This is a genomic window from Pseudomonas sp. p1(2021b) (genome assembly GCF_020151015.1).
Classification (GTDB): domain Bacteria; phylum Pseudomonadota; class Gammaproteobacteria; order Pseudomonadales; family Pseudomonadaceae; genus Aquipseudomonas; species Aquipseudomonas putida_K.
This window is the reverse complement of sequence record NZ_CP083746.1, coordinates 1,746,373-1,771,062: the sequence shown is the minus strand read 5'-3', so window position 1 is coordinate 1,771,062 and position 24,690 is coordinate 1,746,373. Positions and strand designations below refer to the sequence as shown.

Genomic DNA, 24,690 nt, shown 5'->3' with positions numbered 1-24,690 from the left:
ACAGGCTCAACCTTTCTTCTGGGCGAACAACGCATCGAGGCTCTGCTCGAAGGCGTGGTAGCCGATGGCATCGTAGAGCTCCATGCGGGTCTGCATGGTATCGATCACGTTCTTCTGGGTACCGTCGCGGCGCAACGCGGTGTAGACGTTCTCGGCAGCCTTGTTCATGGCGCGGAAGGCCGACAGCGGGTACAGCACCAGCGAGACGTCGACCGAGGCCAGCTCTTCGGTGGTGTACAGCGGGGTCGCGCCGAACTCGGTGATGTTGGCCAGGATCGGTGCCTTTACCCGATCGGCGAAGGTCTTGTACATCGAAAGCTCGGTGATCGCTTCCGGGAAGATCATATCGGCGCCCGCCTCGATACATGCGGCGGCACGGTCCAGGGCGGCGTTCAGGCCTTCGACGGCCAGGGCGTCGGTGCGCGCCATGATCACGAAGCTGTCGTCGGTACGGGCATCCACCGCAGCCTTGATGCGGTCGACCATTTCCTGCTGGGAGACGATTTCCTTGTTCGGGCGGTGGCCGCAGCGCTTGGCACCAACCTGGTCCTCGATATGAATGGCGGCGGCGCCGAACTTGATCATCGAGCGCACGGTACGCGCCACGTTGAAGGCCGAGGCACCGAAGCCGGTGTCCACGTCCACCAGCAGCGGCAGGTCGCACACATCAGTGATGCGGCGCACGTCGGTCAGCACGTCATCCAGGCCGCTGATGCCCAGGTCTGGCAGGCCCAGGGAGCCGGCCGCGACACCGCCACCGGAGAGGTAGATGGCCTTGAAACCAGCGCGCTTGGCCAGCAGGGCGTGGTTGGCATTGATGGCCCCTACCACTTGCAACGGATGTTCGGCGGCAACCGCGTCACGGAAACGCTGGCCGGGCGTGCTCTTCACAGTCATGACTCACCTCGTGGGCTATTGTTGTCGACGCCTTGGTAGTGGCGCTCGATGTTGCGTTTGGACGCGCCGATGTGGCGACGCATCAGGAGTTCGGCCAGCTCGCCGTCACGGTCGGCGATGGCGTCGAGAATGCGGTGATGCTCGGCGAAGGCCTGGTGCGGGCGGTTGGGCGTGGCGGAGAACTGGATGCGGTACATGCGCACCAGTTGGTACAGCTCGCCGCAGAGCATCTTGACCAGGGTCTGGTTGCCGCTGCCCTGGATGATCCGGTAGTGGAAGTCGAAATCGCCTTCTTGCTGGTAGTAGCCAACACCGGCCTGGAAGGCGGCATCGCGCTCGTGGGTGTCGAGCACCCGGCGCAGCTCGTCGATATCGGCCAGGCTCATGCGCTCGGCGGCCAGGCGGCAGGCCATGCCTTCCAGGGATTCGCGGATTTCGTACAGCTCGATCAGCTCGGCATGGTTGAGCGACACCACTCGGGCGCCAACGTGGGGTACCCGCACCAGCAGGCGCTGGCCCTCCAGGCGATGGATGGCCTCGCGCAATGGGCCACGGCTGATACCGTAGGTACGGGCCAGCTCCGGTTCGGAGATCTTGCTGCCCGGGGCGATCTCGCCCTTTACGATGGCGGCCTGGATACGCCGGAAGACGTTCTCCGATAGCGTTTCGGAATCATCCGTCGTGGGCAGCACAGCCTGGGTGGCATCCCGCATGATTGTCGACACCTTGTGTTTCGATAGCGCAAAAGCTAGCCAAATGCAGGAGCTTAGTCAAAGACAAAATCAACATTGTCGACAATTGTCTAAGAACGAACTTAAACAGCCCGCTCGCTGTCAGATCGCGGCGCGCTGGCGTCGAAACGTTGGCGTGATAGAATGCCGCGCTTCCCAAGGGAGTATGGATAGTGTGTCTGCCACCCCCTGAGGTGTTGACAGATGAACGAGGATGCTTGCGCAGTACTTGCCAGTCGCCTTGCCCCGAACCCGCACAGCACCGCGCCAGGATTTATGAGACTTACACCCGCTTCATTGCTGTTCTGCCTCGCCCTGCTGCCGGCCCTTGGCCAGGCGGCGGAAAAGACCGTCTACGGTCTGAACGAATACGCCCGCCTTTCCGACCTCGACCTGGAAGTGGCGGCCAAGCTCGACACCGGTGCCAAGACCGCGTCGCTGAGCGCACGCGACATCAAGCGCTTCAAGCGCAACGGCGAAAGTTGGGTACGTTTTTACCTGGCCATCGACGCCGCCCATTCGCACCCGATCGAACGGCCATTGGCCCGCGTCAGCAAGATCAAGCGGCGCGCCGGTGACTACAATCCTGACGAGGGCAAGGCCTACACGGCCCGCCCGGTCATCGAACTGGATATCTGCATGGGCCAGGCACTGCGCACCATCGAGGTCAACCTCACCGACCGCAGCGCCTTCCAGTTCCCGCTGTTGATCGGCTCCGAGGCGCTCAAGCATTTTGACGCCCTGGTCGATCCAAGCCTTAAATACGCGGCCGGCAAACCCGCCTGCGCCACCAAAGCTCCCACCGCAGAGTAAACCCGATGCGCTCTCTTACCCTTCACCTGAAAGTCCTGATCACCGTACTGGTGCTCCTGGGCGTGCTGGTCACGGCCTACCAGATCTTCATCCTCGGCATCCCGGTGACCGAAGACGCGACCGACGACCTGTGGAACATCGACGCCAAGGTCGAATTCGTCGCCAACCCGAAGGACCCGGTCAAGGTGCAGATGTTCGTGCCGCCGCTGAACCGTGACTACGTGAGCCTCAACGAGAGCTTCATCTCCAACAACTACGGGGTGAGCGTCAACCGGGCCGACGGCAACCGCAAGGTGACCTGGTCGGCACGCCGCGCCAGTGGTAACCAGACGCTCTACTACCGCCTGGTGCTGACCAAGCGCTACAGCAGCGAGAAGGCCACGGTCAAAGGGCCGACCTTCCGCGACAGCCTGGCCCTGGAAGGCCCCGAGAAGATCGCCGCCGAAGCCCTGATGGCACCGATCCGCCAACACTCGGCAGACGTCGAAACCTTCGTCAGCGAGACCATCAAGCGGGTCAACAACCTCAACGACGACAACGTCAAGCTGCTGCTGGCCGGCGACACCTCGTCCATGAAGAAGGCCCAGGTCATCGACCTGCTGCTGTCGATCGCCCACGTGCCGATGGAAAAGGTCCACACCATCCGCCTGGTCGCCGACACCCCGCAAACGCCTGAACTGTGGCTGCGCAGCTTCAACGGCAACGACTGGCTGTACTTCAACCCGGACACCGGCGAACAGGGCCTGCCCAGCGACCGCCTGCTGTGGTGGACCGGCGATGACAACCTGATCACCGTCGATGGCGGCAAGAAAGCCAATGTCACCTTCAGCATGAACAACAGCGAGATGAACGCCATCCGCCTGGCCAAGCTGACCGACGAGAACACCGACGCCGACTTCCTCGAATATTCGCTGTACGGCCTGCCCCTGCAGACCCAGCAGACCTTCATGATCATGGTGATGATCCCGATCGGCGTACTGGTCATCCTGGTGCTGCGCAACCTGATCGGCCTGCAGACCCTCGGTACCTTCACCCCGGTACTGGTCGCCCTGGCCTTCCGTGAAACCCAGCTGGGCTTCGGCATCGTGCTGTTCACGGTGATCACGGCCCTGGGCCTGTCGCTGCGCTCCTACCTTGAACACCTGAAGCTGCAGATGCTGCCGCGCTTGTCGGTGGTGCTGACCTTCGTGGTGGTACTGATCGCTGCCATCAGCCTGTTCAGCCACAAGCTGGGCCTGGAGCGCGGCCTGTCGGTGGCCCTGTTCCCCATGGTGATCCTGACCATGACCATCGAGCGCCTGTCGATCACCTGGGAAGAGCGTGGCGGCGGCCATGCCATGAAGGTGGCCATCGGCACGCTGTTCGCCGCGTCCATCGCACACTTGCTGATGAGCGTGCCTGAACTGGTGTACTTCGTCTTCACCTTCCCTGCCGTACTGCTGATCCTGGTGGGCTTCATGCTGGCGATGGGCCGCTACCGCGGCTACCGCCTGACCGAGCTCGTTCGCTTCAAGGCTTTCGTGAAGGCTGACGCTTGATGTTCGGACTGATCAAGACCTGGAAAGCCCTGGAGGCCCGGGGCATCATGGGTATCAATCGGCGCAATGCGGACTACGTCCTGAAGTACAACAAGCGCCACCTGTACCCGATCGTCGACGACAAGATCATCACCAAGGAGCGTGCGCTCAAGGCCGGTATCCATGTGCCGGAGATGTACGGCATCATCGAGACCGAGAAGGAAATCGACAAGCTCGAGCAGATCATCGGCGGGCGTAACGATTTCGTCATCAAGCCGGCCCAGGGGGCTGGCGGTGACGGCATCATGGTCATCGCCGACCGCTTCGAGGACCGTTACCGCACGGTCTCGGGCAAGATCATCAGCCACGAGGAGATCGAGCACCAGATCTCCAGCATCCTGACCGGCCTGTACTCGTTGGGCGGGCACCGCGACCGCGCACTCATCGAGTACCGGGTGACCCCGGACCAGATCTTCAAGAGCATCAGCTATGAAGGCGTGCCGGACATCCGCATCATCGTGCTGATGGGCTACCCGGTGATGGCCATGCTGCGCCTGCCGACGCGCCAGTCCGGCGGCAAGGCCAACCTGCACCAGGGCGCCATCGGCGTGGGTGTGGACCTGGCCACCGGCGTGACCCTGCGCGGCACCTGGCTGAACAAGATTATCAGCAAGCACCCGGACACCACCAATGCAGTGGATGGCGTGCAGTTGCCGAACTGGGACGGCTTCATGAAGCTGGCTGCCAGCTGCTATGAGTTGTGTGGGCTGGGCTATATCGGCGTGGACATGGTCCTGGACCAGGACAAGGGCCCGTTGATCCTCGAGCTCAACGCCCGCCCCGGCCTGAACATCCAGATCGCCAACGACTGCGGCCTGACCCAGCGCACCCATGCCATCGAGGCACACCTGGAAGCGCTGGCCAAGGATGGCGTGAAGGAAGACGCCGAGCAGCGCGTGCGGGTATCGCAAGGGATGTTCGGGCACGTTCACTCGCACTGACCCCCAGGGCCCAATCGCGGGACAAGCCCGCTCCCACAGGTACCGCGCCGCGCTTGAAAGCTGCGCTGATCCTGTGGGAGCGGGCTTGTCCCGCGATTGTACTGGCTCTCTCTGCCACAAAGGCCGCAGCCAGCGCTGGCCCGCTTCCTTCCAGGCGAATACAATCCCCTCCTCGCTTTGTCATCGCCGCCCACTCTGATGCCAACCTGTACGCTCCACCCCCTGCCCTACCAGCCCGACCCCGCCCATTACTTCGCCCGCCTGCGCCAGGCGCCCGGCGCGATCCTGCTCGACAGCGCCCGCCCCGGCGCCGAGCGCGGCCGCTTCGACCTGCTCAGTGCCTGGCCATTGCAGCACCTGCAAGCCCAGCCCAGGGAAGACGGCCGGGCCTACCTGCAACGCCTGCGAGAAGCCCTGGCCCAGCTGGGCCATGCGCAGCTGCCAGGCGGCATCGAGCTGCCCTTCGCGGGCGGCCTGATCGGCTACCTGAGCTACGATTTCGGTCGGCGCCTGGAGCAACTGCCGAGCCTGGCCAGCGACGACCTCGGCCTGCCCGACGCCCAGCTGGGCCTGTACGCCTGGGCGCTGATCAGCGATCACACGCTCGCCACCACGCAACTGGTGTTCCACCCAAGCCTTGCCAACAGCGAGCGCCAACGCCTGGTCCAGCTGTTCGAGGCCCCCAACGCCGTGGAAGGCGGCGACTTCCGTTTGCTGGCGCCCATGCGCGGCGATCTGCAGCCAGCGCAGTACCGCAGCGCGTTCGACAGGGTCCAGCAGTACATCCAGGCCGGCGATTGCTACCAGATCAACCTGACCCAGCGCTTTCGCGCCCCCTGCCAGGGCGACCCGTGGCGGGCCTACCAGGCCTTGCGCAAGGTCTGCCCCACGCCGTTCTCCGGCTACCAGCAGCTGGCCGACGGCAGCGCACTGCTGAGTTTTTCGCCGGAACGCTTCATCCAGGTCAGCCAGGGCCAGGTAGAAACCCGGCCGATCAAGGGCACCCGCCCCCGCGCCAGCGACCCACAGGAAGACGCACGCAACGCCGCCGAGCTGCAGGCAAGCCCGAAGGACCGTTCGGAAAACCTGATGATCGTCGACCTGCTGCGCAACGACCTGGGGCGCACCTGCGAGATCGGCTCGGTGAAGGTGCCCGAGCTGTTCAGCCTGGAGAGCTACCCCAATGTCCACCATCTGGTCAGCAGCATCACCGGCCGCCTGGCCGCTGGCAAGGACGCTCTGGACCTGATCGGCGACAGCTTCCCCGGCGGCTCGATCACCGGGGCACCGAAGATCCGCGCCATGCAGATCATCGACGAGCTGGAGCCCACGCGCCGCGCGCTGTATTGCGGTTCGCTGCTGTATGTGGACGTGCGCGGCGAAATGGACAGCTCCATCGCCATCCGCAGCCTGCTGGTCAAGGGTGGGCAGGTCAGCTGCTGGGGCGGCGGCGCGGTGGTGGCCGATTCCGACTGGGAAGCCGAGTACGAGGAATCCATCGCCAAGGTGCGGGTGTTGATGGAAACCTTGCAGCGTCTGTGATTCGACGCCTCCGGCCCAATCGCCGGCTTGCCGGCGATAGCGCCTGGACAGACACTGCCGAAGCCATTTTTTGTTACCATCAGCCCATTACGAGCGCACAGCGCCACTCACCCGATGGAAACCGCCTGATGAGCCAACCCTTCGACGTCGCCGCCCTGGCCGCGACCTATGCCAGCAAGTCCCCCCAGGACATCCTCAAGCTCGCCTTCGAACACTTCGGTGACGACCTGTGGATCTCGTTCAGCGGCGCCGAGGACGTGGTGCTGGTCGACATGGCCTGGAAGCTGAACAAGCAGGTCAAGGTATTCAGCCTCGATACCGGCCGACTGCACCCGGAGACCTACCGCTTCATCGACCAGGTGCGCGAGCAGTACAACCTGCCGATCGAGATCCTCAGCCCCGACCGCGACAAGCTCGACCCCTTCGTCAAGGAAAAGGGCCTGTTCAGCTTCTACAAGGACGGCCACGGTGAGTGCTGCGGTATCCGCAAGATCGAGCCGCTGCGTCGCAAGCTGGCCACCGTGAGCGCTTGGGCCACCGGCCAGCGCCGCGACCAGAGCCCAGGCACCCGCAGCCAGGTGGCCGTGCTGGAAGTGGACTCGGCGTTCTCCACGCCCGAGCGCACCCTGTACAAGTTCAACCCGCTGGCGCAGATGACCAGCGAGGAAGTCTGGGGTTATATCCGCATGCTCGAGCTGCCCTACAACAGCCTGCATGAGCGCGGCTTCATCAGCATCGGCTGCGAGCCCTGCACCCGACCTGTGCTGCCGAACCAGCACGAGCGCGAAGGGCGTTGGTGGTGGGAAGAGTCCACCCAGAAGGAATGCGGATTGCACGCCGGCAACCTGATAACCAAGGCATAAGTCAGCGGGGTCGCTTCGCGCCCCATCACGGCACAAGGCCGCTCCCACAGGTGTAGGAGCGGCCTTGTGCCGCGAAAGGGCTGCAAAGCAGCCCCGGAATGCCAGATCAGTGCACCGGCAGCTCGACACCTTCGAACAGGTCTTCAAGCTCCTGCTTGTTATGACACTGGATCGCCTTGGCCATCACCTCGCGGGTCAGGTGCGGAGCGAACTTCTCGATGAAGTCGCACATGAAGCCGCGTAGGAAGGTGCCACGACGGAAACCGATCTTGGTGATGCTGGCCTCGAACAGCTCGCTGGCATCCAAGGCCACCAAGTCGCTGTCGAGCTTGGTGTCCACGGCCATCTTGGCCACGATGCCCACACCCAGGCCCAGGCGCACATAGGTCTTGATGACGTCGGCATCGGCTGCGGTGAACACCACCTTGGGCGTCAGGCCGCGATGGTTGAAGGCTTCGTCAAGCTTCGAGCGGCCGGTGAAACCGAATACGTAAGTGACGATCGGGTATTCGGCGACCGCCTCGAGGGTCAGCTTCGGCAGCTTGGTCAGGGGGTGGCCCTGGGGCACGACCACGCAACGGTTCCATTTATAGCAAGGCATCATGATCAGGTCGCCGAACAACTCCAACGCCTCGGTGGCGATGGCGAAGTCGACGGTACCGTCGGCGGCCATCTCGGCGATCTGCATCGGCGAGCCCTGGTGCATGTGCAGGGCCACTTCCGGGTATTGCTTGATGAAGTTGCTGATCACCGGCGGCAACGCATAGCGCGCCTGGGTGTGGGTGGTGGCGATGGACAGGGTGCCCTTCTTCTCGTTGGAGAATTCCTGGGCAATCTGCTTGATGCTCTCGACCTTGCGCAGGATCTCGCCTGCGGTGTTGATGATGCGTTCCCCCGCTGGCGTGACGCGGGTCAGGTGCTTGCCGCTGCGGGCGAAGACTTCGACGCCGAGCTCGTCCTCGAGCAGGCGGATCTGTTTGCTGATCCCGGGCTGGGAGGTATAGAGGCTCTGCGCTGTCGCGGAGACGTTGAGGTCATGGTGCGCCACTTCCCAGATGTAGCGCAGTTGTTGAAGCTTCATAGGTTTCCCTCGGATCAGCGGTAGGTCACCGGCAGCTGGCAGCGACGAGATATAACTATATTAGTGGTTCTCGAAATAAATCTAGAACTATTTTGTTACATGCCACGGATTCGACCCACCCCGTCCTCACCCTTTCCTACGCCCTAAATGCTGGGCCAGCGGCACCATGTAGACGGGCACAGGCGACAGTTGCAGCAACCGCGCCGCCGTTCGACCAATCGGTACATCCACCCCCGCCCCCTGGCTGTGGCTGCCGAAGATCAGCAGATCGACATTCAGCCGCCGGGTCTGCTCGATGATCACCTGGGCCGGGTCGCCCTGGCGCACCCTGACTGCACGGATCAAGGCCAGGTCCGCCTCCTCGCCCAACTCGTCGCGAAAATTCTCCAGCACCCGCTGTTCGATGTTGGCCAGGACCGTATTCACGCCTTCGCTGTGCAGGGCGTCCAAGGTCTGCTCGTCGAGGTAGCTCTGCAGCAGGGACTCAGCGAACTGCCCCATGGGTTCGACCGCATGGATCACATACAGCTCTGCATTGAAGGTCCGCGCCAGGGCCAAGGCGTGTTGCATGACAAAAGGCGCGTATACCCCGAGGTCGGTGGCATACAGCATGGAATGGATCATTCGACCTCCTCGACTGCCGCAACGGCAGAGCAAGGTTCAGCTTAGCAGCGCCATACAACGCCGCCCGCGCCATCCGGCGCGCTGGCGCCACGGGCGGCCGGGGATGGGAAGGGGGTGGCGCAGGCCCGTCGGGCGCCACTTGGCGATGAAAAGTCGCTTTGACGGTAAAAACCCCGTGACGACAGGGGTCAGCCCATTGTCGAGCCACCTTGTAACGCGCTAAGGTTCGGCTCCCCGTTGCGAACAATCTTGCTGCTGGGCCGCACGGGGCTGGCGGCCGGCACCCGTGACCTGACGAGTAACACGATGGCTGATTTACCGATCGACGACCTTAACGTTGCCTCCAACGAGACCTTGATCACCCCTGATCAGCTCAAGAAGGAACTTCCCCTCAGCGCCCAGGCCCTGCAGACCGTGACTGCCGGCCGTGAAGTGGTGCGCAATATCCTCGACGGCAAGGACCATCGACTGTTCGTCGTGGTTGGCCCCTGCTCCATCCATGACATCAAGGCCGCCCATGAATATGCCGAGCGCCTGAAGGTGCTGGCTGAAGAGGTGTCCGACACCTTGTACCTGGTGATGCGCGTGTACTTCGAGAAGCCGCGCACCACCGTCGGCTGGAAGGGCCTGATCAACGACCCGTACCTGGATGACTCCTTCAAGATCCAGGACGGCCTGCACATCGGTCGCAAGCTGTTGCTTGACCTGGCCGAAATGGGCCTGCCAACCGCCACCGAAGCCCTCGACCCGATCTCCCCGCAGTACCTGCAGGACCTGATCAGTTGGTCGGCCATCGGCGCCCGCACCACCGAATCCCAGACCCACCGGGAAATGGCCTCGGGCCTGTCCTCGGCGGTCGGCTTCAAGAACGGCACCGATGGCGGCCTGACCGTGGCCATCAACGCCCTGCAATCGGTGTCCAAGCCGCACCGCTTCCTGGGCATCAACCAGGAAGGTGGCGTGTCCATCGTCACCACCAAGGGCAACGCCTACGGCCACGTGGTGCTGCGTGGTGGCAACGGCAAGCCGAACTATGATTCGGTCAGCGTCGCACTGTGCGAACAGGACCTGGCCAAGGCCAAGATCAAGCCCAACATCATGGTCGACTGCAGCCACGCCAACTCCAACAAAGACCCTGCCTTGCAGCCGTTGGTGATGGAGAACGTCGCCAATCAGATCCTCGAAGGCAACCAGTCGATCATCGGCCTGATGGTCGAAAGCCACCTGAACTGGGGCTGCCAGGCGATTCCGAAGGACCTGGGCGAACTGCAGTACGGCGTCTCCATCACCGATGCCTGTATCGACTGGAGCGCCACCGAGAAGGCCCTGCGCAGCATGCGCGCCAAGCTCAAGGACGTCCTGCCCCAGCGTCAACGCGGCTGACACCTCGCTGCAACGAAAACGCCGGGCAATGCCCGGCGTTTTCATATTCGTGGAACCAACCTGGTTCAGGCCTTGCTCGAATGGCGCTGCTGGCGTTCCATGTAACGCTCCACGTACGAGCAGGACGGAATCACCGTGTAGCCCATCTGTTCGGCATATTCCAGGGCCTTTTCGGTCAAGGCAGCGGCGATCCCCCGCCCACGCAGGGCATTGGGCACGAAGGTGCGATAGATATCCAGCGTCTGCTTGCCCAGGTCCATGTACGTCAGGTAAGCCCGGTGACCGTCCACATTGGTCTCGAACTGATGACCGGCCTGGTCATGGTGGATGGTCAACGCTTCACTCATCACTACTCCTCGCAGGTCTTGTCGGCAGACCCTTACCTTTACCGATGGTTTTTCCGGCGGAGGAACCTCTACGCCACCCCTGCCCCCTTGGACCGCCAGGCGATCCGAATCGTTCTGCAGCATGGGCACCTACAAATAGTAGGCGCCACAAGCAGGATTGCTCAAGGTGGCAGCGGGTAAAAATGCCCAAGGCGTGCCTCGAGCCGTTTTGCAACGGCCCCGGTTTGTTGTAGGCCTAAGACGCTGGTCGACCGTTAAAGTCACCTTTAGTTCAACAAAAAGTTTCTGCAACACAATCATTTGCGAAGGCTGCGCAAAATTTTCACAGTGCCCATACAAAGGTTGTCACCTTCTCCCCTCCGGCAACATTTTTTTTGCAGTTCTTGCGCTCAGTCAGTTTACTTACTACAAGTAATGGGTACTATGTACGCCGGCCAGTTTCTCTTTTCCGAGAGATGGCTATTTAATAGAAAGTCCTTGAAGGGGAACACGATGAACAACGTTCTGAAATTCTCTGCTCTGGCCCTGGCCGCAGTTCTGGCTACCGGTTGCAGCAGCGTCTCCAAAGAAACCGAAGCTCGCCTGACTGCTACCGAAGACGCAGCAGCTCGCGCTCAAGCCCGTGCCGATGAAGCCTACCGTAAGGCTGATGACGCTCTGGCTGCCGCTCAGAAGGCTCAGCAGACCGCTGACGAAGCCAACGAGCGCGCTCTGCGCATGCTGGACAAAGCCAGCCGTAAGTAATAATCCTCACGGATTGTTATGGAGCCGACCCACTAGTGGGTCGGCTTTTTTATTGCCGGGGTGAAAAGCACAGCGCAAAAACGAACAAGGCCTGCACTAAGGCAGGCCTCGCTGGAGCGGGTTTAACCGGACACCGGCCCGGCGTTAAACACAACGTCGTTACTGCAGCTCCGGCGGAATGCTCGATACCATCGGCGCCGCTTGCCCGCTGACCGGTACAGCGATTTCCACGGGCATGCCATCTTCGGCTGCCACCACATCGCGCACCATGTCCCAGTTCATGCGCAGGTTGTTGGCCAGGTCTTCGCGCTTGAGCAAGGCATTGATGACAGCGGTGTGTTTATCCACCACCGACGGATCGCCATGATCGTCCAATGGCGTGTGGGCCTCGAGATAGACCTTGCCGCCACTGATGCCGAACTTGTAGGGCTCGTTGATGATGCGCACCGGCGTGCCCACCGGCACCATCTTGGACAGTTCCAGTACATTGTTATTGAGCATGCGGAAGCAACCGTGGCTGGTACGCATGCCGATACCGAACTTCTTGTTCGAGCCATGGATCAGGTAGCCCGGCACGCCCAGGGTGAACTTGAACGGCCCCAGCGGGTTGTCCGGCCCGGCAGGCACCACGGCCGGCAGGATGTCACCATCGGCGGCATGCTCGGCACGGATCGAGGCCGGCGGTGTCCAGGTCGGGTTCGGGGTCTTGGCAGTGATCTTGGTGTTGGCGATCGGCGAACCCCAACCTTCGCGCCCGATACCCAGCGGGAAGGTGTGCACCACGTTCTGCCCTTTCGGGTAGTAATACAGACGGTACTCGGCCAGGTTGATGACGATGCCTTCACGAGGCCCCGGTGGCAGGATATAGCGGGTCGGCAGGATGATTTCGGTGCCGGCGCCCGGCAGCCACGGGTCGACGCCCGGGTTGGCCGCGATCATCTCGGTGTAGCCAAGGTCATTGGCAGTGCCGATGTCGGCAAAGGTGTCCTCGTACTTGGCCTTGATCACCTGCACCTGACCGACGATGTCTTCACCGGGAGGTGGCAACGGCAACTCCAGCGCAACGGTGGGCCCCGCTACCAGCAGGGCGGCCAGGGAGAGGCTACGGGTGACGGCGGGAAGGCGCGGCAACATCCGGTAAATCCTTCGAAAGAGAGGTCAAGAGAATCGATTGTACACCTGCGCTGGTACAAGCGGGAGGCGTCTGCGCTTCAGATGATGGAAGGCGCTCAGAGTTCCGGCCACACCGGGCGCATGCCGCGCCGCTGGGCATCGAGGATTGCCCGGCACAACGGGCACAGGCGGCCATCGCGATAGACCGAGCGCTCCACCCCGGACCAACGCGGTTGCGCAGGCAGAAGGCCGCCGCACAAAGTGCGGTCGGCCGGCACGCCCAGCTCGAGCTGGCGAGCCACCAGGTGAACGCGAACCTCCTGGCAGGCGAACAGGTCGAGCTGCTCATCGGGCTCGATCAGTTGATAGGCATACAAGGACCAGGCGGGGCGTGGCATCGGGGGCTCTCGGAACGGGGGGCGCAACATTAGCCGAAACCCGCTCCCGATAAAAGCGTCACAACAGCGGTTTTATCGCCGGCCAGGCATTTTCCAGCAAGCGCTGCTGCGCAGCCTGGGCCGGATGGATGCCATCGGCCTGCATCATCTGCGGCACGCCACCGACACCTTCGAGGAAGAACGGCACCAGCGGCACCTGTTTCTGGGTCGACAGCTGCTCGTAGACCTGGGCGAACGCCTGGGTGTAGCGCACGCCATAATTGGGCGGCAGGCGCATGCCCAGCAACACCACCTTGGCACCGGCCTCGCGGGCCTGGTCGATCATCGAGGCAAGATTTTGTTGCAATTGCTGCGGCGGCTGGCCACGCAGCCCATCGTTGCCGCCCAGCTCCAGCACCACCAAGCTCGGCTGGTGGGCTGCAAGCAGCGCCGGCAGCCGCGCCTGGCCGCCTGCGCTGGTATCGCCACTGATCGAGGCATTGACCACCCGATCGTCAAACCCCTCCTCCTTGAGCTTCTGCTGCAACAGGGCCACCCACCCCAGGCGGGTATCCAGGCCAAAACCGGCGCTGATACTATCCCCGACGACCAGCAGTGTACCCGCCGCCGCAGTCTGGGCCAGGCAATACAGGGCCAGACCGGCACTCAACCACCACACTCGCATCGGATTCTCCATGGGCCCCAGCATTCTCGTTGCGCAGCACCTTAGCAAAGTGGTCCCCAGCGCGGAAGGCGACCTGACCATCCTGCACGCGCTTTCCCTCTCCCTTGAGCAAGGCGATAGCCTGGCCATCGTCGGCGCCTCGGGCTCCGGCAAGTCGACCCTGCTCGGCCTGCTCGCCGGCCTCGACCGGCCCAGCGCCGGCAAGGTCATCCTCGCCGGCCACGACCTGGGCACCCTGGACGAGGACCAGCGCGCCCGGGTACGGGCCGAGCATGTAGGCTTCGTGTTCCAGTCGTTCCAGTTGCTCGACAGCCTCAATGCGCTCGAGAACGTCATGCTGCCGCTGGAGCTGGACGGCCGCCGCGATGCCCGCGAGCATGCCCGCAGCCTGCTGGAGCGGGTTGGCCTGGGCAAGCGCCTGAGCCATACGCCGCGGCAGTTGTCCGGTGGCGAGCAGCAGCGCGTGGCAATCGCCCGGGCCTTCGCTGCCCAGCCGGCCGTGCTGTTCGCCGACGAGCCCACCGGCAACCTCGACAGCCACACCGGGGAACGCATCAGCGACCTGTTGTTCGAACTGAACAAGGAACGCGGCACCACCCTGGTGCTGGTCACCCACGATGAGCGCCTGGCCCAGCGCTGCCGTCGCCTGATCCGCCTGGATGCCGGCCGCCTGGTGGCGCCCCTGGAGCCCTGATGACCCGCCTGTCCTTTTCCCGCCTGGTCGGCCTGGCCCTGCGCCAGTTGCTGCGCGATGCCCGCGCCAACGAAGTGCGGGTGCTGTTCTTCGCCCTGCTGGTCGCCGTGGCGGCCAGTACGGCCATCGGCTATTTCGGGGCGCGCCTGAACGGCGCCATGCAACTGCGCGCCAGCGAATTCCTCGGTGCCGACCTGGTCCTGCAAGGCAGCTCCCCGGCGCGCGAAGACCAGATTGCCGCTGGCAAGGCCGCTGGGTTGCACCGTGCACAGGTGGTGGAATTCACCAGCGTGGTCGGCGCGGACTCCGGCATCGAGCTGTCGAGCGTCAAGGCCGCCGACACGGCCTACCCCTTGCGCGGCCAACTGCGCAGTGCCGCCACGCCCTACGGCGCGCAAACCCCGGGGGGCGGCCCCGCGCCCGGCGAGGCCTGGGTAGAGGCGCGCCTGCTGGTGGCGCTGGGGCTGTCGATTGGCGACAGCATCGATGTCGGCAGCAAGACCTTGCGCATGACCCGGGTACTGACCTACGAGCCGGACCGCGCCGGCAACTTCTACAGCCTGACGCCCCGGGTGCTGATGAACATCGCCGACCTGGAAGCGACGGGCGTGATACAGCCCGGCAGCCGGGTCAGCTACCGCGAGCTGTGGCGCGGTACACCGCAAGCGTTGATGCAGTACCGGCAAGGGCTGGAAAAAGGCCTGGCAGCCAACCAGCGCCTGCTCGACACCCGCGACGGCAACCGGCAGATCGGCGGTGCCCTGGGCAAGGCCGAGCGCTACCTGAACATGGCCAGCCTGGTGGCGGTGCTGCTGGCGGGCGTTGCCGTGGCCCTGTCGGCCAGCCGCTACGCCGCCCGCCGCCTGGACGCCAGCGCACTGTTGCGCTGCCTGGGGCTGTCACGCCACCAGGCGCTGGGCCTGTATTGCCTGCAACTGGCCATGCTGGGCCTGGTGGCGACCCTGGTCGGCGCCCTGCTCGGCTGGCTGGCGCAACTGGGCCTGTTCGCACTGTTGCATGGCCTGGTTCCGGGGGAGGTACCGCCCGGCGGCGTCGCGCCCGCCTTGGCCGGGATCGGCACCGGCCTGGTGGCCCTGGCCGGTTTCGCCCTGCCACCCTTGGCCGCCCTTGGGCGTGTGCCACCGCTGCGGGTGCTGCGCCGCGACCTGTTGCCGATGCCGCCGAGCAGCTGGCTGGTGTACGGCGCCGCCCTGCTCGCCCTGGGCCTGATCATGTGGCGTTTGAGCCTCGACCTGCTGCTGACCTTCGCTTTGCTCGGCGGTGGTCTGCTTGCCGCCTTGCTGCTCGGCGGCCTACTGTTGCTCGGCCTGCGCAGCCTGCGTCGCCTGCTGGCCGGTGCTCCACTGCCCTGGCGCCTGGGCCTGGGCCAGTTGTTGCGCCATCCCTTGGCTGCGGCAGGCCAGGCCCTGGCCTTCGGCCTGATCCTGCTGGCCATGGCCGTGGTCGCCCTGCTGCGTGGCGAGTTGCTCGACACCTGGCAGGCACAGCTGCCCAAGGATGCACCCAACCATTTCGCCCTGAATATCCTGCCTGGCGAGCGCGAACCCTTCGCCCAGCGCCTGCAAGCGATCAATGCCAGCTCGGCGCCCTTGTACCCGGTGGTCCCAGGTCGCCTGACCCAGATCAACGGGCAGCCGGTACGCCAGTTGGTGAGCAAGGAGTCCGCCGGCGAGCGCGCCGTGCAGCGCGACCTCAGCCTGACCTGGGCTGCCGAACTGCCCCAGGGTAACGCCCTGAGCGCCGGGGCCTGGTGGAACGCCCCACCGGACAACGACGGGCTGCCTGGGGTTTCGGTGGAGGCGCAGCTGGCCGAAAGCCTCAAGCTCAAGCTCGGTGATGTCCTCGATTTCGATATCGGCGGCCAGCAGCGCCAGGCACGGGTCAGCAGCCTGCGCACGGTGCATTGGGACAGCTTCCAGCCCAACTTCTACATGATCTTCCAGCCCGGCACCTTGCAGGGCCTGCCCACCACGTACCTGACCAGCTTCTATCTGGCACAGGGGCATGACGCCGAAGTGGTCGCCCTGTCACGGGCGTTTCCAGCCGTGACCATTCTTCAGGTCGATGCCTTGCTGGCGCAGCTGCGCAGCATCCTGGCCCAGGTCACCCTGGCGGTGGAGTATGTACTGTTGTTCGTGCTCGCAGCCGGGTTGGCGGTGTTGTTCGCGGGGCTCCAGGCGACCCTCGACGAACGCATTCGCCAAGGCGCGTTGCTGCGGGCACTGGGGGCCGCACGGCCGTTGCTGGTCAAGGCGAGGCGGATCGAATTCGGCCTGCTCGGGGCGGTGAGCGGATTGCTGGCGGCGCTGGGGTGCGAGGTGATTACCGGGGTGCTGTACCGGTACGCCTTCGACCTGGCCTGGACGCCACACCCCTGGCTGCTGCTGTTGCCGCTGGCGGGTGCCTTGCTGGTAGGCGGAGCCGGCGTGGTCGGGACCCGCCGGGCTCTCAATGCCAGCCCGCTGACAGTATTGCGCGAGGGCTAGCCAGCTCCCACCTGCCCTGCGCTGTTTTCACAGCCACCGCCATAGTGCGGGAGCCGGCTTGCCGGCGATTGGCCAGAACAGGCGATGGGAAGCTATCAACGCGCCATCAAGGCTTCTCGGCCAAGGTACGCAAGCCCTTGAGCGTATTGAACGGGGCATCGACCACGAACTTGTTGGCCAGCCACGAGGGCACGCTGCCGCCAGGCTCGGTATGCACCTGGTACGTCACTTCGGTGCTGTCGCCCTTGGGCACGAGCTTCCAGAAGCCCTGGACCTGGGCCACCCGCACGAAACCCTTTTCTTCAGGCAGGTATTTCGGCTGCCCCTCGAGCGTGCGGGTCAGGCTGCCATCGGCTTGCTGGGTGGTGGTCACGTGCAGGATCGAGTCGCGCGGCGTGACCGGCCAAGGGGTATTGAACTGGGTATAGGTCCAGCTCTGGTCGCCTTCCTGCTTGAGCAGCTTCTGCGCCTTGCATTCGTGAATCCACTTGCAGGCGCCGGCCACGTCCTCCTGCAATGCCTTGACCTTGGCCAGCGGCGCCTTGATCACGGTAACGCCCTGGTAGGCCTTGTATTTCGAGCCCGGCACTTCACTGAGGGAAACCTTGATGCCGTCCTCGTCCTTGGCCACCTGCCAGTTCTCGGCCCAGGCTGCCGGCGACAGCAGGACGCCCATGCCACACAGCAGTGCAATACGCTTGATCGATCTCATCGTCTTGTTCCTTGTTGTCGAAGATCCAACCTGTCACGCCGCCGTCATCTGCTCCAACCAGCCGAGAATCCTGATCGCCTCGTCGCGATCGCTGCCGCACACCTCCACATCGGCCTTGAAACCACCGCAGACCGACGGGCGTTCAGGCTTGCCGAACAGTTCGCAGAGGTTGGCCGCGGTCAGGTGCAGGCAGCGCTCGCCTGCCGGCTTGCCCTGGGGCATACGCGGCATCGGCGAGCTGATCGAAGGTGCTATGCAGCAGGCGCCACAACCCTCTCGGCATTTCATGAAAACAGGACTCCCAGGAGCAAAACGGGACGAACGTCCCTGGATAGTAACCGCTCAAACATACGTTTGAAATTGCGAAACGGATGAAATGTGCCGTGACCCGGCAGTCAGTTGCACGCGCTACTGACGAAACTCGAAATCGATGGCCGCGCCTTCCACGTCATGACGGCTGTCGTTGCGAAGCTGCAGCTGCATCTCGTTGTTGATCAGCCGCCCATTGAGCTGGAACGGGCTGTCATCGCTGACAGGCTTGCTCGGAAACATCGAAGGCAGCAACGGTTTGCGTCGCGCAACCGGGTCGCCCACCTCCGGCTCGAGGTTCTCTACCATCGAAGCCGGCAGGCTCAGGTCCAGTTTCGGCTTGGGCAGGGGCTGGGTCACCGACTTGGCAAGAGGTTTCTTGCGCGCCGCCCTGACCGAGGACTTCGACTTGGCGCGGACAGGCGCCTTGGTCGCCGCCTTGGGCTTGTGCGCCGCCTGCTTGCGCACCGGCTTGGGCGAAGCGGCCTGCGTATGGGCCGAGGGCTGGGCGGTCGACTGGGCGGCATGGGACAGGCCACTGGCCAGCCACAGGGGCGCCAGGCACAGCAAAAGGACAAGAGAGCGCAGCGCTTTCATGGACATCGAGAGCATGGTGGAAAGATGCCTATGCTCCCTGTTCCGGTGACAGCTGGCAAGCCTACAGCAGTGACCCGGTCGACGCCTTGCACAATTGCTGGGCCAACAGCCCCAAGGTCATCACCGCCCGCTCGGATTCCTTGTTCCAGGGGATACCACAGTTGAGACGCACGCAGTGGTTGAACTGCTCGGTATTGCTGAAGATCAACCCTGGCGCGATGCTGATGCCTTGCTCCAGCGCACGCACGTGCAATTCCTGGGTATTGACCCGCCCAGGCAGGCTGACCCAGAGGATGAAGCCGCCAGTCGGTCGGGTCATCTGCGTGCCTTCCGGGAAGTGCTGCTGCACCGCCAGCTGATACGCACTGAGGTTCTTGCGATATTCCTGACGGATGTAACGCAGGTGGCGGTCGTAGCCGCCGTTCTCCAGATAGGCGGCGACGCCCATTTGCGTCACGCTACAGGCCGAGTGGGTGGTGAAGGTCTGCAGGCGCTGGATCTCATCCTGGTAGCGGCCGGCGATCATCCAACCCACACGCACCCCAGGTGACAAGGTCTTGGAGAAGCTCGAGCAATAAATCACCCGGTCCAGCCGATCGAAGGCCTTGAGCGCCTTGGTACGCCCCTGTTCGAACATCAGCTCGCCATAGATATCATCCTCGACGATCTGGATATCGAAGTCCGATGCCAGGCGCAGCAGTTGTTTCTGCCGGTCTTCCGGGATGGTGCCGCCCAAGGGGTTGCTCAGGCGCGGGGTCAGCACCAGCGCCTTGATCGACCATTGGTTGGCCGCCAACTGCAGGGCTTCCAGGCTGATGCCGGTGGAAGGGTCGCTGGGAATTTCGATCACCTTCAGCCCCAGCAGGTCGGCCAGTTGCAGCAGGCCATAATACGTGGGCGATTCGGCGGCGATCAGATCACCGGGGCGGGTCAGTACCCGCAACGACATCTGCAAGGCATCGACGCAGCCATGGGTCACCACCACTTCGCGCGGGTCGACCAACACGCCGGCATCCCGCATGCGGATGGCGATCTGCCGACGCAACGGCTCGAAGCCGGGGCTGAACATGTAGCTGAAGGCCCGCGGGCTGTGGAAGCGCGTGACCTTGGCCAATTGCTGATGCAGCGCGCGCACCGGCAGGTAGTCTACATGCGGCACCGCCGCGCCGAACGGGAATACGCCGTCCCGCCGCGCCTCGGTCAGTACCTGCTGGATGATGCTCGCCCGGGTGACCAGCCCGGGCCGCTCGACCCTGGCGATCTCCGGGGTCTGCGCGGTCAGTGCGGGGGTCTGGTGCACGTAGTAGCCTGACTGCGGCCGCGCGCGGATCAGGCCCTGGTCCTCGAGGTTGGCATAGGCCTGCAGTACCGTGGCATGGCTGACGTTGAGCTGGGCGCTCATCTTGCGTACCGAGGGTACGCGCTCGCCGGGCTGGTAGACGCCCCGACGGATATCATCGGCCAGTTGCTGGGCAATGCGCTGGTACAGCAGCAGGTTGGTCATGGTAGCTCTCGAAACGCTGACGGGTTCGTTGTTCTTGTGCGACTCAAAGCGGAGTCAGAATACCGTAACAGTTGCCAAGTGTACTGGGACAGATTGCAGAATAGTCAACCGTACAGCCGAGTAATAGCTACAGAATCAACGAACCAAACAGCCGCCGACGAACGCATCGGGGACAGAAGTGCTGCGGACCAATGGTTGCGCCACGCACAGAACCACCGGATAGCACTGTCCCTGTGGGAGATCACCCAGCCCTTTGGGCTGCGCTGTCGCGCAGAGAACAAGTGGCTAGCGCCGCCTTCTTCTGTAGGAGTGGCGGTGCGGCGGTCCGACTTGTCCCGCGATTGGGCCGGCCCAATCGCCGCGGCTGTATGGCAAGGGCTTCGCCCTTGATCGCGGGACAAGCCCGCTCCTACAGGCCTTGTCAAATCAATGAGTTATGCGTTGTTCTATGAGAGCGGGCTTGTCCCGCGATTGGGGCGCCCCTGCCATCGCAGTTGCACGGCAAGGGCTGCGCCCTTGTTCGCGGGGCAAGCCCGCTCCTACAGGGAGTGAGCCGGCATCAACGTGCAGGCGCGAGCTTGCCCTTGTCGTCGGAAAAGACGATTTCCACCCGGCGGTTCTGCGCCCGACCACGTTCGGAGGCATTGGCGTCGATCGGGTACTGGTCCCCGTAGCCTTCGACCTGGATGCGCGTGTCGTCGACACCCAGGTCCACCAGCATGTCGGCCACCGCCTGGGCGCGGTCACGGGACAGCTTGAGGTTATCCTGGGGCGCACCGGTGCTGTCGGTATAGCCTTCGACCCGCACCACCCGGCGTGGGTTGAGCTGGAGGAACTGGACCAGCTTGAGCACGGTACGGCTGGCGGATGTCTTGAGCTCTGCGCGGCCGGTGTCGAACAGCACGTCTCCCAGGGTCATGACCAGGCCACGGTCGCTCTGCTCGGAGGTCAACGCAGCGATCTGCGCCTCGACCCATTTGCCTTGCTGCTGCACGCTGGCCAGCTTGGCCTCGCGCAGAGCCAACTGCAGGCGTTGACGCTCCAGGTCCAGCTTGGCCAGGCGCTCCTGGTTCAACGCCAGCTTGGCATGCTCACTGGCGATCTCGCTGTAGCGCTTGCTCAGGTAGGCGTAGTGACGCACATCGGAGCCGGTGCCGATGTAGCTGGAAAGGCGCTCGGCGCGAGCCAGCGACTCACCCGCGCGAATCACGTCCCGCGGCGCGCTGCGCAGTACATCGGAATCGTCCTTGACCTTCTGGAAGGCGACATTGGCCTCGTTCAGCGCAGATTCGCTGCGCTGGCTGGCACAGCCCTGCAACCCGACCAGCGCCAGCAGTGCCAGCGCAGCCATCGAAGACGTGCGCATCATGGCTGCACCTCCAGTTGCTTGCGCAGGCGCTTGACCCGCGACTGCAGCACATCGAGCTGCTCTTCGCTTTTCTGGGTCAGCACCCGTGCCTCGGCCAGGCGCGCATCCAGCTCGGCCTGTTCGGCGCGCAGGCGGGCATCGCGGTAGTCCTCGGTGAGCATGTCGCTCTTGGCCCGGGCCAGTTTGTCTTCGGCCAGCTTCAGTTCCGCCACCTGCTCGGTGGCACCGACGGCCCGGGCCTGCTCGAGGGCCTGCTCGGACAGACGCATCTGTTCGTTGGGCGCCGGGTCATTGGCACAGCCAGCCAGGCCGAGCACGGCCAGGGCAAGGATCAGGGGTTGGGTTCTCACGCAGTCTTCCTACTGTTTGGGGGCGTCCAGCGGCGCCTGCATCTGCGCCTTCCAGCGTTCGACATTACGCTGCAGCACGGTCTGGGACGCCCCGGAGATCGGCAATTCTGTCAGTTTTTTCGCCAGTTGTCCGCGCAGCCAGGCGTCATTGCAGGCCGAGTTGTGCGACACGGCCAAGTACAAGCCGGGGCGATCCACAGGCAGGCCGCGGGCGATCAGTTCGTTGCCCATGCCCAGGCCCTGGACCATGCCCATGCCGGCGTAACGCCCGGCCAGCACGTAGTCGACCTGGCCCAGCACCAGCTTCTGGAAGGCCTGGGTCAGGTTCTGCGCAGGCTCCAGCTTGAGCTGGGCCTTGGCGAACGCCTCGAACGCCGGGGTCAGGCGAGCCCGCTCAGAGAGGCTGCCGCGGTATTGCGCAAGGTCCGCAGGGCCATCGAACACCACGTTGCCGTCGTGCCGGGTCCAGACCAGGTATTCATTGAGCTGCAACGGCGGGTGGATATAGTCCAGCGCGCTGAGCTGGTCGATCTGCATCGGGGTGTCGATCAGCAGGTCCATGCGCCCGCTGCGCACCTCCTCCAGGGCCTGGTCGCGCTTGCCAGCGTGCAGCACCTCCACCGACACGCCAAGCTCGCCGGCAACCTGGCGCAGCAGGTCGACGTTGGCACCGATCAGGTGCCTGGGGTCCTTCGGGTCTTGCCAGGAATAGGGCGGCGCATCCGGGCTGCCGGTCGCCACCAGGCGTTCGCACTTGCCTGCCGCCAGCGCCATGGGCGACAACAACGCCGCCATGCAGGCCAGCGCCCTGCCCGCTTTGCGAAACTCCATGCGTTACTCCTTGCAACCAGAAAAAAAGCCCGGCCCCCTTGCAAGGGCCGGGCTTCTTTATAAGTGAAGCAGGCGGATCAGACCAGCTTTTCCAGCTCCGGAACCGCTTCGAACAGGTCGGCGACCAGGCCGTAGTCGGCCACCTGGAAGATCGGCGCCTCTTCGTCCTTGTTGATCGCGACGATCACCTTGGAGTCCTTCATGCCTGCCAGGTGTTGGATCGCACCGGAGATACCGACGGCGATGTACAACTGCGGCGCAACGATCTTGCCGGTCTGGCCGACCTGCATGTCGTTGGGCACGAAGCCTGCATCGACCGCGGCGCGCGAGGCACCGACGGCAGCGCCGAGCTTGTCGGCCAGGGCGTACAGGTGTTTGAAGTTGTCACCGTTACCCATACCACGGCCGCCGGACACGACGATCTTGGCAGCGGTCAGTTCCGGACGGTCGGACTTGGCCAGCTCTTCGCCGACGAAGGCGGACTTGCCCGCGTCGTGGACGGCGCCGACAGCCTCGACAGCAGCCGAGCCACCTTCGGCGGCCACGGCGTCGAAGCCGGTGGCGCGAACGGTGATGACCTTGACCGCAGCGCTGGATTGCACGGTCGCGATGGCGTTACCGGCATAGATCGGACGCTTGAAGGTGTCGGCCGATTCGACCGAGATGATCTCGGAGATCTGGTCGACGTCCAGCAGCGCGGCAACGCGCGGCAGGATGTTCTTGCCATTGGTGGTGGCCGGGGCCAGCACATGGCTGTAGCCCTTGCCCAGCTCGGCAACCAGCGGTGCCACGTTTTCCGGCAGGGCGTGGGCGTAGGCGGCATTGTCCGCGACCAGCACCTTGGCAACGCCGGCGATCTTGGCAGCGGCTTCGGCGACGCCGCCGACGTTCTGGCCTGCGACCAGCACGTGGATATCACCACCGATCTTGGCGGCAGCGGCAACAGTGTTCAGGGTGGCCGGGGCAACGGCTCCGTTTTCGTGTTCAGCGACAACCAGGATAGTCATTTAGATTACCTTCGCCTCGTTCTTCAGTTTCTCGACCAGTTCGGCCACCGACTTGACCTTGATGCCTGCGCTGCGAGCAGCCGGGGCTTCGACTTTCAGGGTCTTGGTGGTAGAAGCGGTGGAGACGCCCAGCGCGTCTGGAGTGACAGTCTCCAGCGGCTTCTTCTTGGCCTTCATGATGTTCGGCAGCGACGCGTAGCGCGGTTCGTTCAGGCGCAGGTCGGTGGTGACGATCGCCGGCAGGTTCAGCGCGACGGTCTGCAGGCCGCCATCGATCTCGCGGGTCACGTTCAGCTTGTCGCCGGCGACTTCCACCTTGGAGGCGAAGGTGCCTTGCGCGTAGCCAGTCAGCGCGGCCAGCATCTGGCCGGTCTGGTTGTTGTCGCTGTCGATGGCCTGCTTGCCGAGGATGACCAGCTGCGGCTGCTCTTTATCGACAAGGGCCTTGAGGGCCTTGGCCACAGCCAGGGAGTTCAGCTCTTCGGCGGTTTCGACCAGGATGGCGCGGTCGGCACCCAGGGCCAGGGCGGTACGCAGCTGCTCTTGGGCTGCGGTCGGGCCGACGGCAACGGCGACGATCTCGGTGGCCACGCCCTTCTCTTTCAGGCGTACGGCTTCTTCGACGGCGATCTCGCAGAAGGGGTTCATGGACATCTTGACGTTTGCAAGGTCGACGCCGGAGTTGTCCGCCTTGACGCGAACCTTGACGTTGTAGTCGACCACTCGTTTGACAGCTACAAGAACCTTCATGGATTCCTCGTTACTCTCCGGTGAAAAGAATGTCGCCTGGGGCGGGCCCGGCGATTGCGCGTGGGTACAAGGGCACCTCTAAAAACGTTCCTGGCTGCACGATATTTCCTATGACCGAACAGTCTTGTATCGACTCCACAGGCAAAACCCACGGGTCATTTCCTGTCGTGGCGTGTAGACTCCACTACAAAACCGGATTCGGCCCGAAAACCCTGCTCCACGCCTGGTCTTTAGGGGTGCGCCTGCGCCCGGCGGTCAGCCTACGGCGAGCGTAAAACCGCTCGTATCTTGACCGTAACACCCAATCCGGTCAATACGGCAAATCGGCCAGCCTCCAGCTGC

26 protein-coding genes are annotated in these 24,690 nt (G+C 63.8%); 9 read left to right on the top strand and 17 right to left on the bottom strand.

The annotated features are described in order from the left end of the window. Positions 1 to 6: 6 nt before the first annotated feature. Positions 7 to 897, bottom strand: a complete 891-nt coding sequence (gene prpB / locus K8374_RS08180; RefSeq protein ID WP_224458600.1) for a methylisocitrate lyase — start codon at positions 895 to 897, stop codon at positions 7 to 9. Beyond that, positions 894 to 1,610 carry a GntR family transcriptional regulator gene (locus K8374_RS08175; RefSeq protein WP_224458599.1) on the bottom strand — a complete coding sequence of 239 codons (717 nt, stop codon included), beginning with the start codon at positions 1,608 to 1,610 and terminating at the stop codon, positions 894 to 896. The genes prpB and K8374_RS08175 overlap by 4 nt, the downstream gene beginning before the upstream one ends. 294 nt (positions 1,611 to 1,904) lie before the next feature. Here K8374_RS08175 and K8374_RS08170 point away from each other — a divergent pair, with 294 nt between their 5' ends. The 5 genes from K8374_RS08170 to K8374_RS08150 all read left to right on the top strand — a co-directional run bounded on the left by K8374_RS08170 (position 1,905) and on the right by K8374_RS08150 (position 7,364). Next, positions 1,905 to 2,441: an ATP-dependent zinc protease gene (locus K8374_RS08170; RefSeq protein ID WP_084855440.1), complete on the top strand. Its 537-nt coding sequence runs from the start codon at positions 1,905 to 1,907 to the stop codon at positions 2,439 to 2,441. A 5-nt stretch (positions 2,442 to 2,446) separates the two neighbouring features. Further along, a complete protein-coding gene (locus K8374_RS08165; RefSeq protein WP_084855441.1) occupies positions 2,447 to 3,979 on the top strand; it encodes an inactive transglutaminase family protein in 1,533 nt (510 codons plus the stop codon). Continuing rightward, positions 3,979 to 4,959 (top strand): alpha-L-glutamate ligase-like protein, encoded by a 981-nt coding sequence (locus K8374_RS08160; protein ID WP_224458598.1) that lies wholly within the window; start codon positions 3,979 to 3,981, stop codon positions 4,957 to 4,959. The genes K8374_RS08165 and K8374_RS08160 overlap by 1 nt, the downstream gene beginning before the upstream one ends. 198 nt (positions 4,960 to 5,157) lie before the next feature. Beyond that, positions 5,158 to 6,501, top strand: a complete 1,344-nt coding sequence (pabB, locus tag K8374_RS08155) for an aminodeoxychorismate synthase component I (protein ID WP_224458597.1) — start codon at positions 5,158 to 5,160, stop codon at positions 6,499 to 6,501. Positions 6,502 to 6,629: 128 nt separating this feature from the next. Next, entirely contained in the window at positions 6,630 to 7,364 is a 735-nt protein-coding gene (locus tag K8374_RS08150; RefSeq protein WP_224458596.1) for a phosphoadenylyl-sulfate reductase, read from the top strand. 106 nt (positions 7,365 to 7,470) lie between these two features. Here the strand turns inward: K8374_RS08150 and cysB are convergent, their stop codons facing one another. Continuing rightward, positions 7,471 to 8,445, bottom strand: coding sequence for an HTH-type transcriptional regulator CysB (gene cysB / locus K8374_RS08145; protein WP_084854749.1), 975 nt, complete (start codon positions 8,443 to 8,445; stop codon positions 7,471 to 7,473). Positions 8,446 to 8,571: 126 nt separating this feature from the next. Then, positions 8,572 to 9,069 (bottom strand): universal stress protein, encoded by a 498-nt coding sequence (locus K8374_RS08140; protein ID WP_084854750.1) that lies wholly within the window; start codon positions 9,067 to 9,069, stop codon positions 8,572 to 8,574. 306 nt (positions 9,070 to 9,375) lie between these two features. Here K8374_RS08140 and K8374_RS08135 point away from each other — a divergent pair, with 306 nt between their 5' ends. After that, the gene (locus K8374_RS08135; protein ID WP_084854751.1) at positions 9,376 to 10,452 is read left to right on the top strand and encodes a 3-deoxy-7-phosphoheptulonate synthase; all 1,077 of its coding nucleotides are present in this window, start codon (positions 9,376 to 9,378) and stop codon (positions 10,450 to 10,452) included. Positions 10,453 to 10,517: 65 nt separating this feature from the next. Here the strand turns inward: K8374_RS08135 and K8374_RS08130 are convergent, their stop codons facing one another. After that, the gene (locus K8374_RS08130; RefSeq protein WP_084854752.1) at positions 10,518 to 10,799 is read right to left on the bottom strand and encodes a GNAT family N-acetyltransferase; all 282 of its coding nucleotides are present in this window, start codon (positions 10,797 to 10,799) and stop codon (positions 10,518 to 10,520) included. Between the two features lie 492 nt (positions 10,800 to 11,291). Between K8374_RS08130 and oprI the strand changes: the two genes are divergently transcribed. Next, positions 11,292 to 11,543, top strand: a complete 252-nt coding sequence (oprI, locus tag K8374_RS08125) for an outer membrane lipoprotei OprI (protein WP_003259780.1) — start codon at positions 11,292 to 11,294, stop codon at positions 11,541 to 11,543. A gap of 159 nt (positions 11,544 to 11,702) precedes the next feature. Here the strand turns inward: oprI and K8374_RS08120 are convergent, their stop codons facing one another. The 3 genes from K8374_RS08120 to K8374_RS08110 form a co-directional block, all read right to left on the bottom strand. Beyond that, the gene (locus K8374_RS08120) at positions 11,703 to 12,677 is read right to left on the bottom strand and encodes a L,D-transpeptidase family protein (protein ID WP_224458595.1); all 975 of its coding nucleotides are present in this window, start codon (positions 12,675 to 12,677) and stop codon (positions 11,703 to 11,705) included. A 95-nt stretch (positions 12,678 to 12,772) separates the two neighbouring features. Then, entirely contained in the window at positions 12,773 to 13,054 is a 282-nt protein-coding gene (locus K8374_RS08115) for a hypothetical protein (protein WP_084854754.1), read from the bottom strand. Positions 13,055 to 13,112: 58 nt separating this feature from the next. Then, positions 13,113 to 13,718 (bottom strand): arylesterase, encoded by a 606-nt coding sequence (locus K8374_RS08110; protein ID WP_084854755.1) that lies wholly within the window; start codon positions 13,716 to 13,718, stop codon positions 13,113 to 13,115. A 10-nt stretch (positions 13,719 to 13,728) separates the two neighbouring features. Between K8374_RS08110 and K8374_RS08105 the strand changes: the two genes are divergently transcribed. Together K8374_RS08105 and K8374_RS08100 are read left to right on the top strand one after the other, a co-directional pair. Next, complete coding sequence (locus tag K8374_RS08105; RefSeq protein WP_224458594.1) at positions 13,729 to 14,412, top strand: ABC transporter ATP-binding protein; 684 nt, start codon at positions 13,729 to 13,731, stop codon at positions 14,410 to 14,412. Beyond that, the gene (locus K8374_RS08100; RefSeq protein WP_224458593.1) at positions 14,412 to 16,919 is read left to right on the top strand and encodes an ABC transporter permease; all 2,508 of its coding nucleotides are present in this window, start codon (positions 14,412 to 14,414) and stop codon (positions 16,917 to 16,919) included. The genes K8374_RS08105 and K8374_RS08100 overlap by 1 nt, the downstream gene beginning before the upstream one ends. A 106-nt stretch (positions 16,920 to 17,025) precedes the next feature. On the opposite strand, the gene K8374_RS08095 is transcribed toward K8374_RS08100, so the two are convergent. From K8374_RS08095 to K8374_RS08055, 9 genes are all read right to left on the bottom strand, one after another. Then, a complete protein-coding gene (locus tag K8374_RS08095; RefSeq protein WP_224458592.1) occupies positions 17,026 to 17,631 on the bottom strand; it encodes an START domain-containing protein in 606 nt (201 codons plus the stop codon). A gap of 33 nt (positions 17,632 to 17,664) precedes the next feature. Continuing rightward, positions 17,665 to 17,919: a YkgJ family cysteine cluster protein gene (locus K8374_RS08090; protein ID WP_224458591.1), complete on the bottom strand. Its 255-nt coding sequence runs from the start codon at positions 17,917 to 17,919 to the stop codon at positions 17,665 to 17,667. 120 nt (positions 17,920 to 18,039) lie between these two features. Further along, positions 18,040 to 18,537 carry a hypothetical protein gene (locus tag K8374_RS08085; protein ID WP_224458590.1) on the bottom strand — a complete coding sequence of 166 codons (498 nt, stop codon included), beginning with the start codon at positions 18,535 to 18,537 and terminating at the stop codon, positions 18,040 to 18,042. A gap of 61 nt (positions 18,538 to 18,598) precedes the next feature. Beyond that, positions 18,599 to 20,041 (bottom strand): PLP-dependent aminotransferase family protein, encoded by a 1,443-nt coding sequence (locus K8374_RS08080; protein ID WP_224458589.1) that lies wholly within the window; start codon positions 20,039 to 20,041, stop codon positions 18,599 to 18,601. Positions 20,042 to 20,600: 559 nt separating this feature from the next. Next, the gene (locus K8374_RS08075; protein ID WP_224458588.1) at positions 20,601 to 21,410 is read right to left on the bottom strand and encodes an OmpA family protein; all 810 of its coding nucleotides are present in this window, start codon (positions 21,408 to 21,410) and stop codon (positions 20,601 to 20,603) included. Beyond that, positions 21,407 to 21,760: a DUF4398 domain-containing protein gene (locus K8374_RS08070; protein WP_084854763.1), complete on the bottom strand. Its 354-nt coding sequence runs from the start codon at positions 21,758 to 21,760 to the stop codon at positions 21,407 to 21,409. The genes K8374_RS08075 and K8374_RS08070 overlap by 4 nt, the downstream gene beginning before the upstream one ends. A 9-nt stretch (positions 21,761 to 21,769) precedes the next feature. After that, positions 21,770 to 22,591 carry a substrate-binding periplasmic protein gene (locus K8374_RS08065; RefSeq protein ID WP_224458587.1) on the bottom strand — a complete coding sequence of 274 codons (822 nt, stop codon included), beginning with the start codon at positions 22,589 to 22,591 and terminating at the stop codon, positions 21,770 to 21,772. 77 nt (positions 22,592 to 22,668) lie between these two features. Continuing rightward, a complete protein-coding gene (locus K8374_RS08060) occupies positions 22,669 to 23,598 on the bottom strand; it encodes an electron transfer flavoprotein subunit alpha/FixB family protein (protein ID WP_084854765.1) in 930 nt (309 codons plus the stop codon). After that, positions 23,599 to 24,348 carry an electron transfer flavoprotein subunit beta/FixA family protein gene (locus K8374_RS08055; protein ID WP_196145707.1) on the bottom strand — a complete coding sequence of 250 codons (750 nt, stop codon included), beginning with the start codon at positions 24,346 to 24,348 and terminating at the stop codon, positions 23,599 to 23,601. Positions 24,349 to 24,690 lie beyond the last annotated feature (342 nt).

Coding starts and splice junctions, on each gene's coding strand:
- prpB (WP_224458600.1), bottom strand. CDS start 897: ATGACTGTGAAGAGCACGCCCGGCCAGCGTTTCCGTGACGCGGTTGCC.
- K8374_RS08175 (WP_224458599.1), bottom strand. CDS start 1,610: ATGCGGGATGCCACCCAGGCTGTGCTGCCCACGACGGATGATTCCGAA.
- K8374_RS08170 (WP_084855440.1), top strand. CDS start 1,905: ATGAGACTTACACCCGCTTCATTGCTGTTCTGCCTCGCCCTGCTGCCG.
- K8374_RS08165 (WP_084855441.1), top strand. CDS start 2,447: ATGCGCTCTCTTACCCTTCACCTGAAAGTCCTGATCACCGTACTGGTG.
- K8374_RS08160 (WP_224458598.1), top strand. CDS start 3,979: ATGTTCGGACTGATCAAGACCTGGAAAGCCCTGGAGGCCCGGGGCATC.
- pabB (WP_224458597.1), top strand. CDS start 5,158: ATGCCAACCTGTACGCTCCACCCCCTGCCCTACCAGCCCGACCCCGCC.
- K8374_RS08150 (WP_224458596.1), top strand. CDS start 6,630: ATGAGCCAACCCTTCGACGTCGCCGCCCTGGCCGCGACCTATGCCAGC.
- cysB (WP_084854749.1), bottom strand. CDS start 8,445: ATGAAGCTTCAACAACTGCGCTACATCTGGGAAGTGGCGCACCATGAC.
- K8374_RS08140 (WP_084854750.1), bottom strand. CDS start 9,069: ATGATCCATTCCATGCTGTATGCCACCGACCTCGGGGTATACGCGCCT.
- K8374_RS08135 (WP_084854751.1), top strand. CDS start 9,376: ATGGCTGATTTACCGATCGACGACCTTAACGTTGCCTCCAACGAGACC.
- K8374_RS08130 (WP_084854752.1), bottom strand. CDS start 10,799: ATGAGTGAAGCGTTGACCATCCACCATGACCAGGCCGGTCATCAGTTC.
- oprI (WP_003259780.1), top strand. CDS start 11,292: ATGAACAACGTTCTGAAATTCTCTGCTCTGGCCCTGGCCGCAGTTCTG.
- K8374_RS08120 (WP_224458595.1), bottom strand. CDS start 12,677: ATGTTGCCGCGCCTTCCCGCCGTCACCCGTAGCCTCTCCCTGGCCGCC.
- K8374_RS08115 (WP_084854754.1), bottom strand. CDS start 13,054: ATGCCACGCCCCGCCTGGTCCTTGTATGCCTATCAACTGATCGAGCCC.
- K8374_RS08110 (WP_084854755.1), bottom strand. CDS start 13,718: ATGCGAGTGTGGTGGTTGAGTGCCGGTCTGGCCCTGTATTGCCTGGCC.
- K8374_RS08105 (WP_224458594.1), top strand. CDS start 13,729: ATGGGCCCCAGCATTCTCGTTGCGCAGCACCTTAGCAAAGTGGTCCCC.
- K8374_RS08100 (WP_224458593.1), top strand. CDS start 14,412: ATGACCCGCCTGTCCTTTTCCCGCCTGGTCGGCCTGGCCCTGCGCCAG.
- K8374_RS08095 (WP_224458592.1), bottom strand. CDS start 17,631: ATGAGATCGATCAAGCGTATTGCACTGCTGTGTGGCATGGGCGTCCTG.
- K8374_RS08090 (WP_224458591.1), bottom strand. CDS start 17,919: ATGAAATGCCGAGAGGGTTGTGGCGCCTGCTGCATAGCACCTTCGATC.
- K8374_RS08085 (WP_224458590.1), bottom strand. CDS start 18,537: ATGAAAGCGCTGCGCTCTCTTGTCCTTTTGCTGTGCCTGGCGCCCCTG.
- K8374_RS08080 (WP_224458589.1), bottom strand. CDS start 20,041: ATGACCAACCTGCTGCTGTACCAGCGCATTGCCCAGCAACTGGCCGAT.
- K8374_RS08075 (WP_224458588.1), bottom strand. CDS start 21,410: ATGATGCGCACGTCTTCGATGGCTGCGCTGGCACTGCTGGCGCTGGTC.
- K8374_RS08065 (WP_224458587.1), bottom strand. CDS start 22,591: ATGGAGTTTCGCAAAGCGGGCAGGGCGCTGGCCTGCATGGCGGCGTTG.
- K8374_RS08060 (WP_084854765.1), bottom strand. CDS start 23,598: ATGACTATCCTGGTTGTCGCTGAACACGAAAACGGAGCCGTTGCCCCG.
- K8374_RS08055 (WP_196145707.1), bottom strand. CDS start 24,348: ATGAAGGTTCTTGTAGCTGTCAAACGAGTGGTCGACTACAACGTCAAG.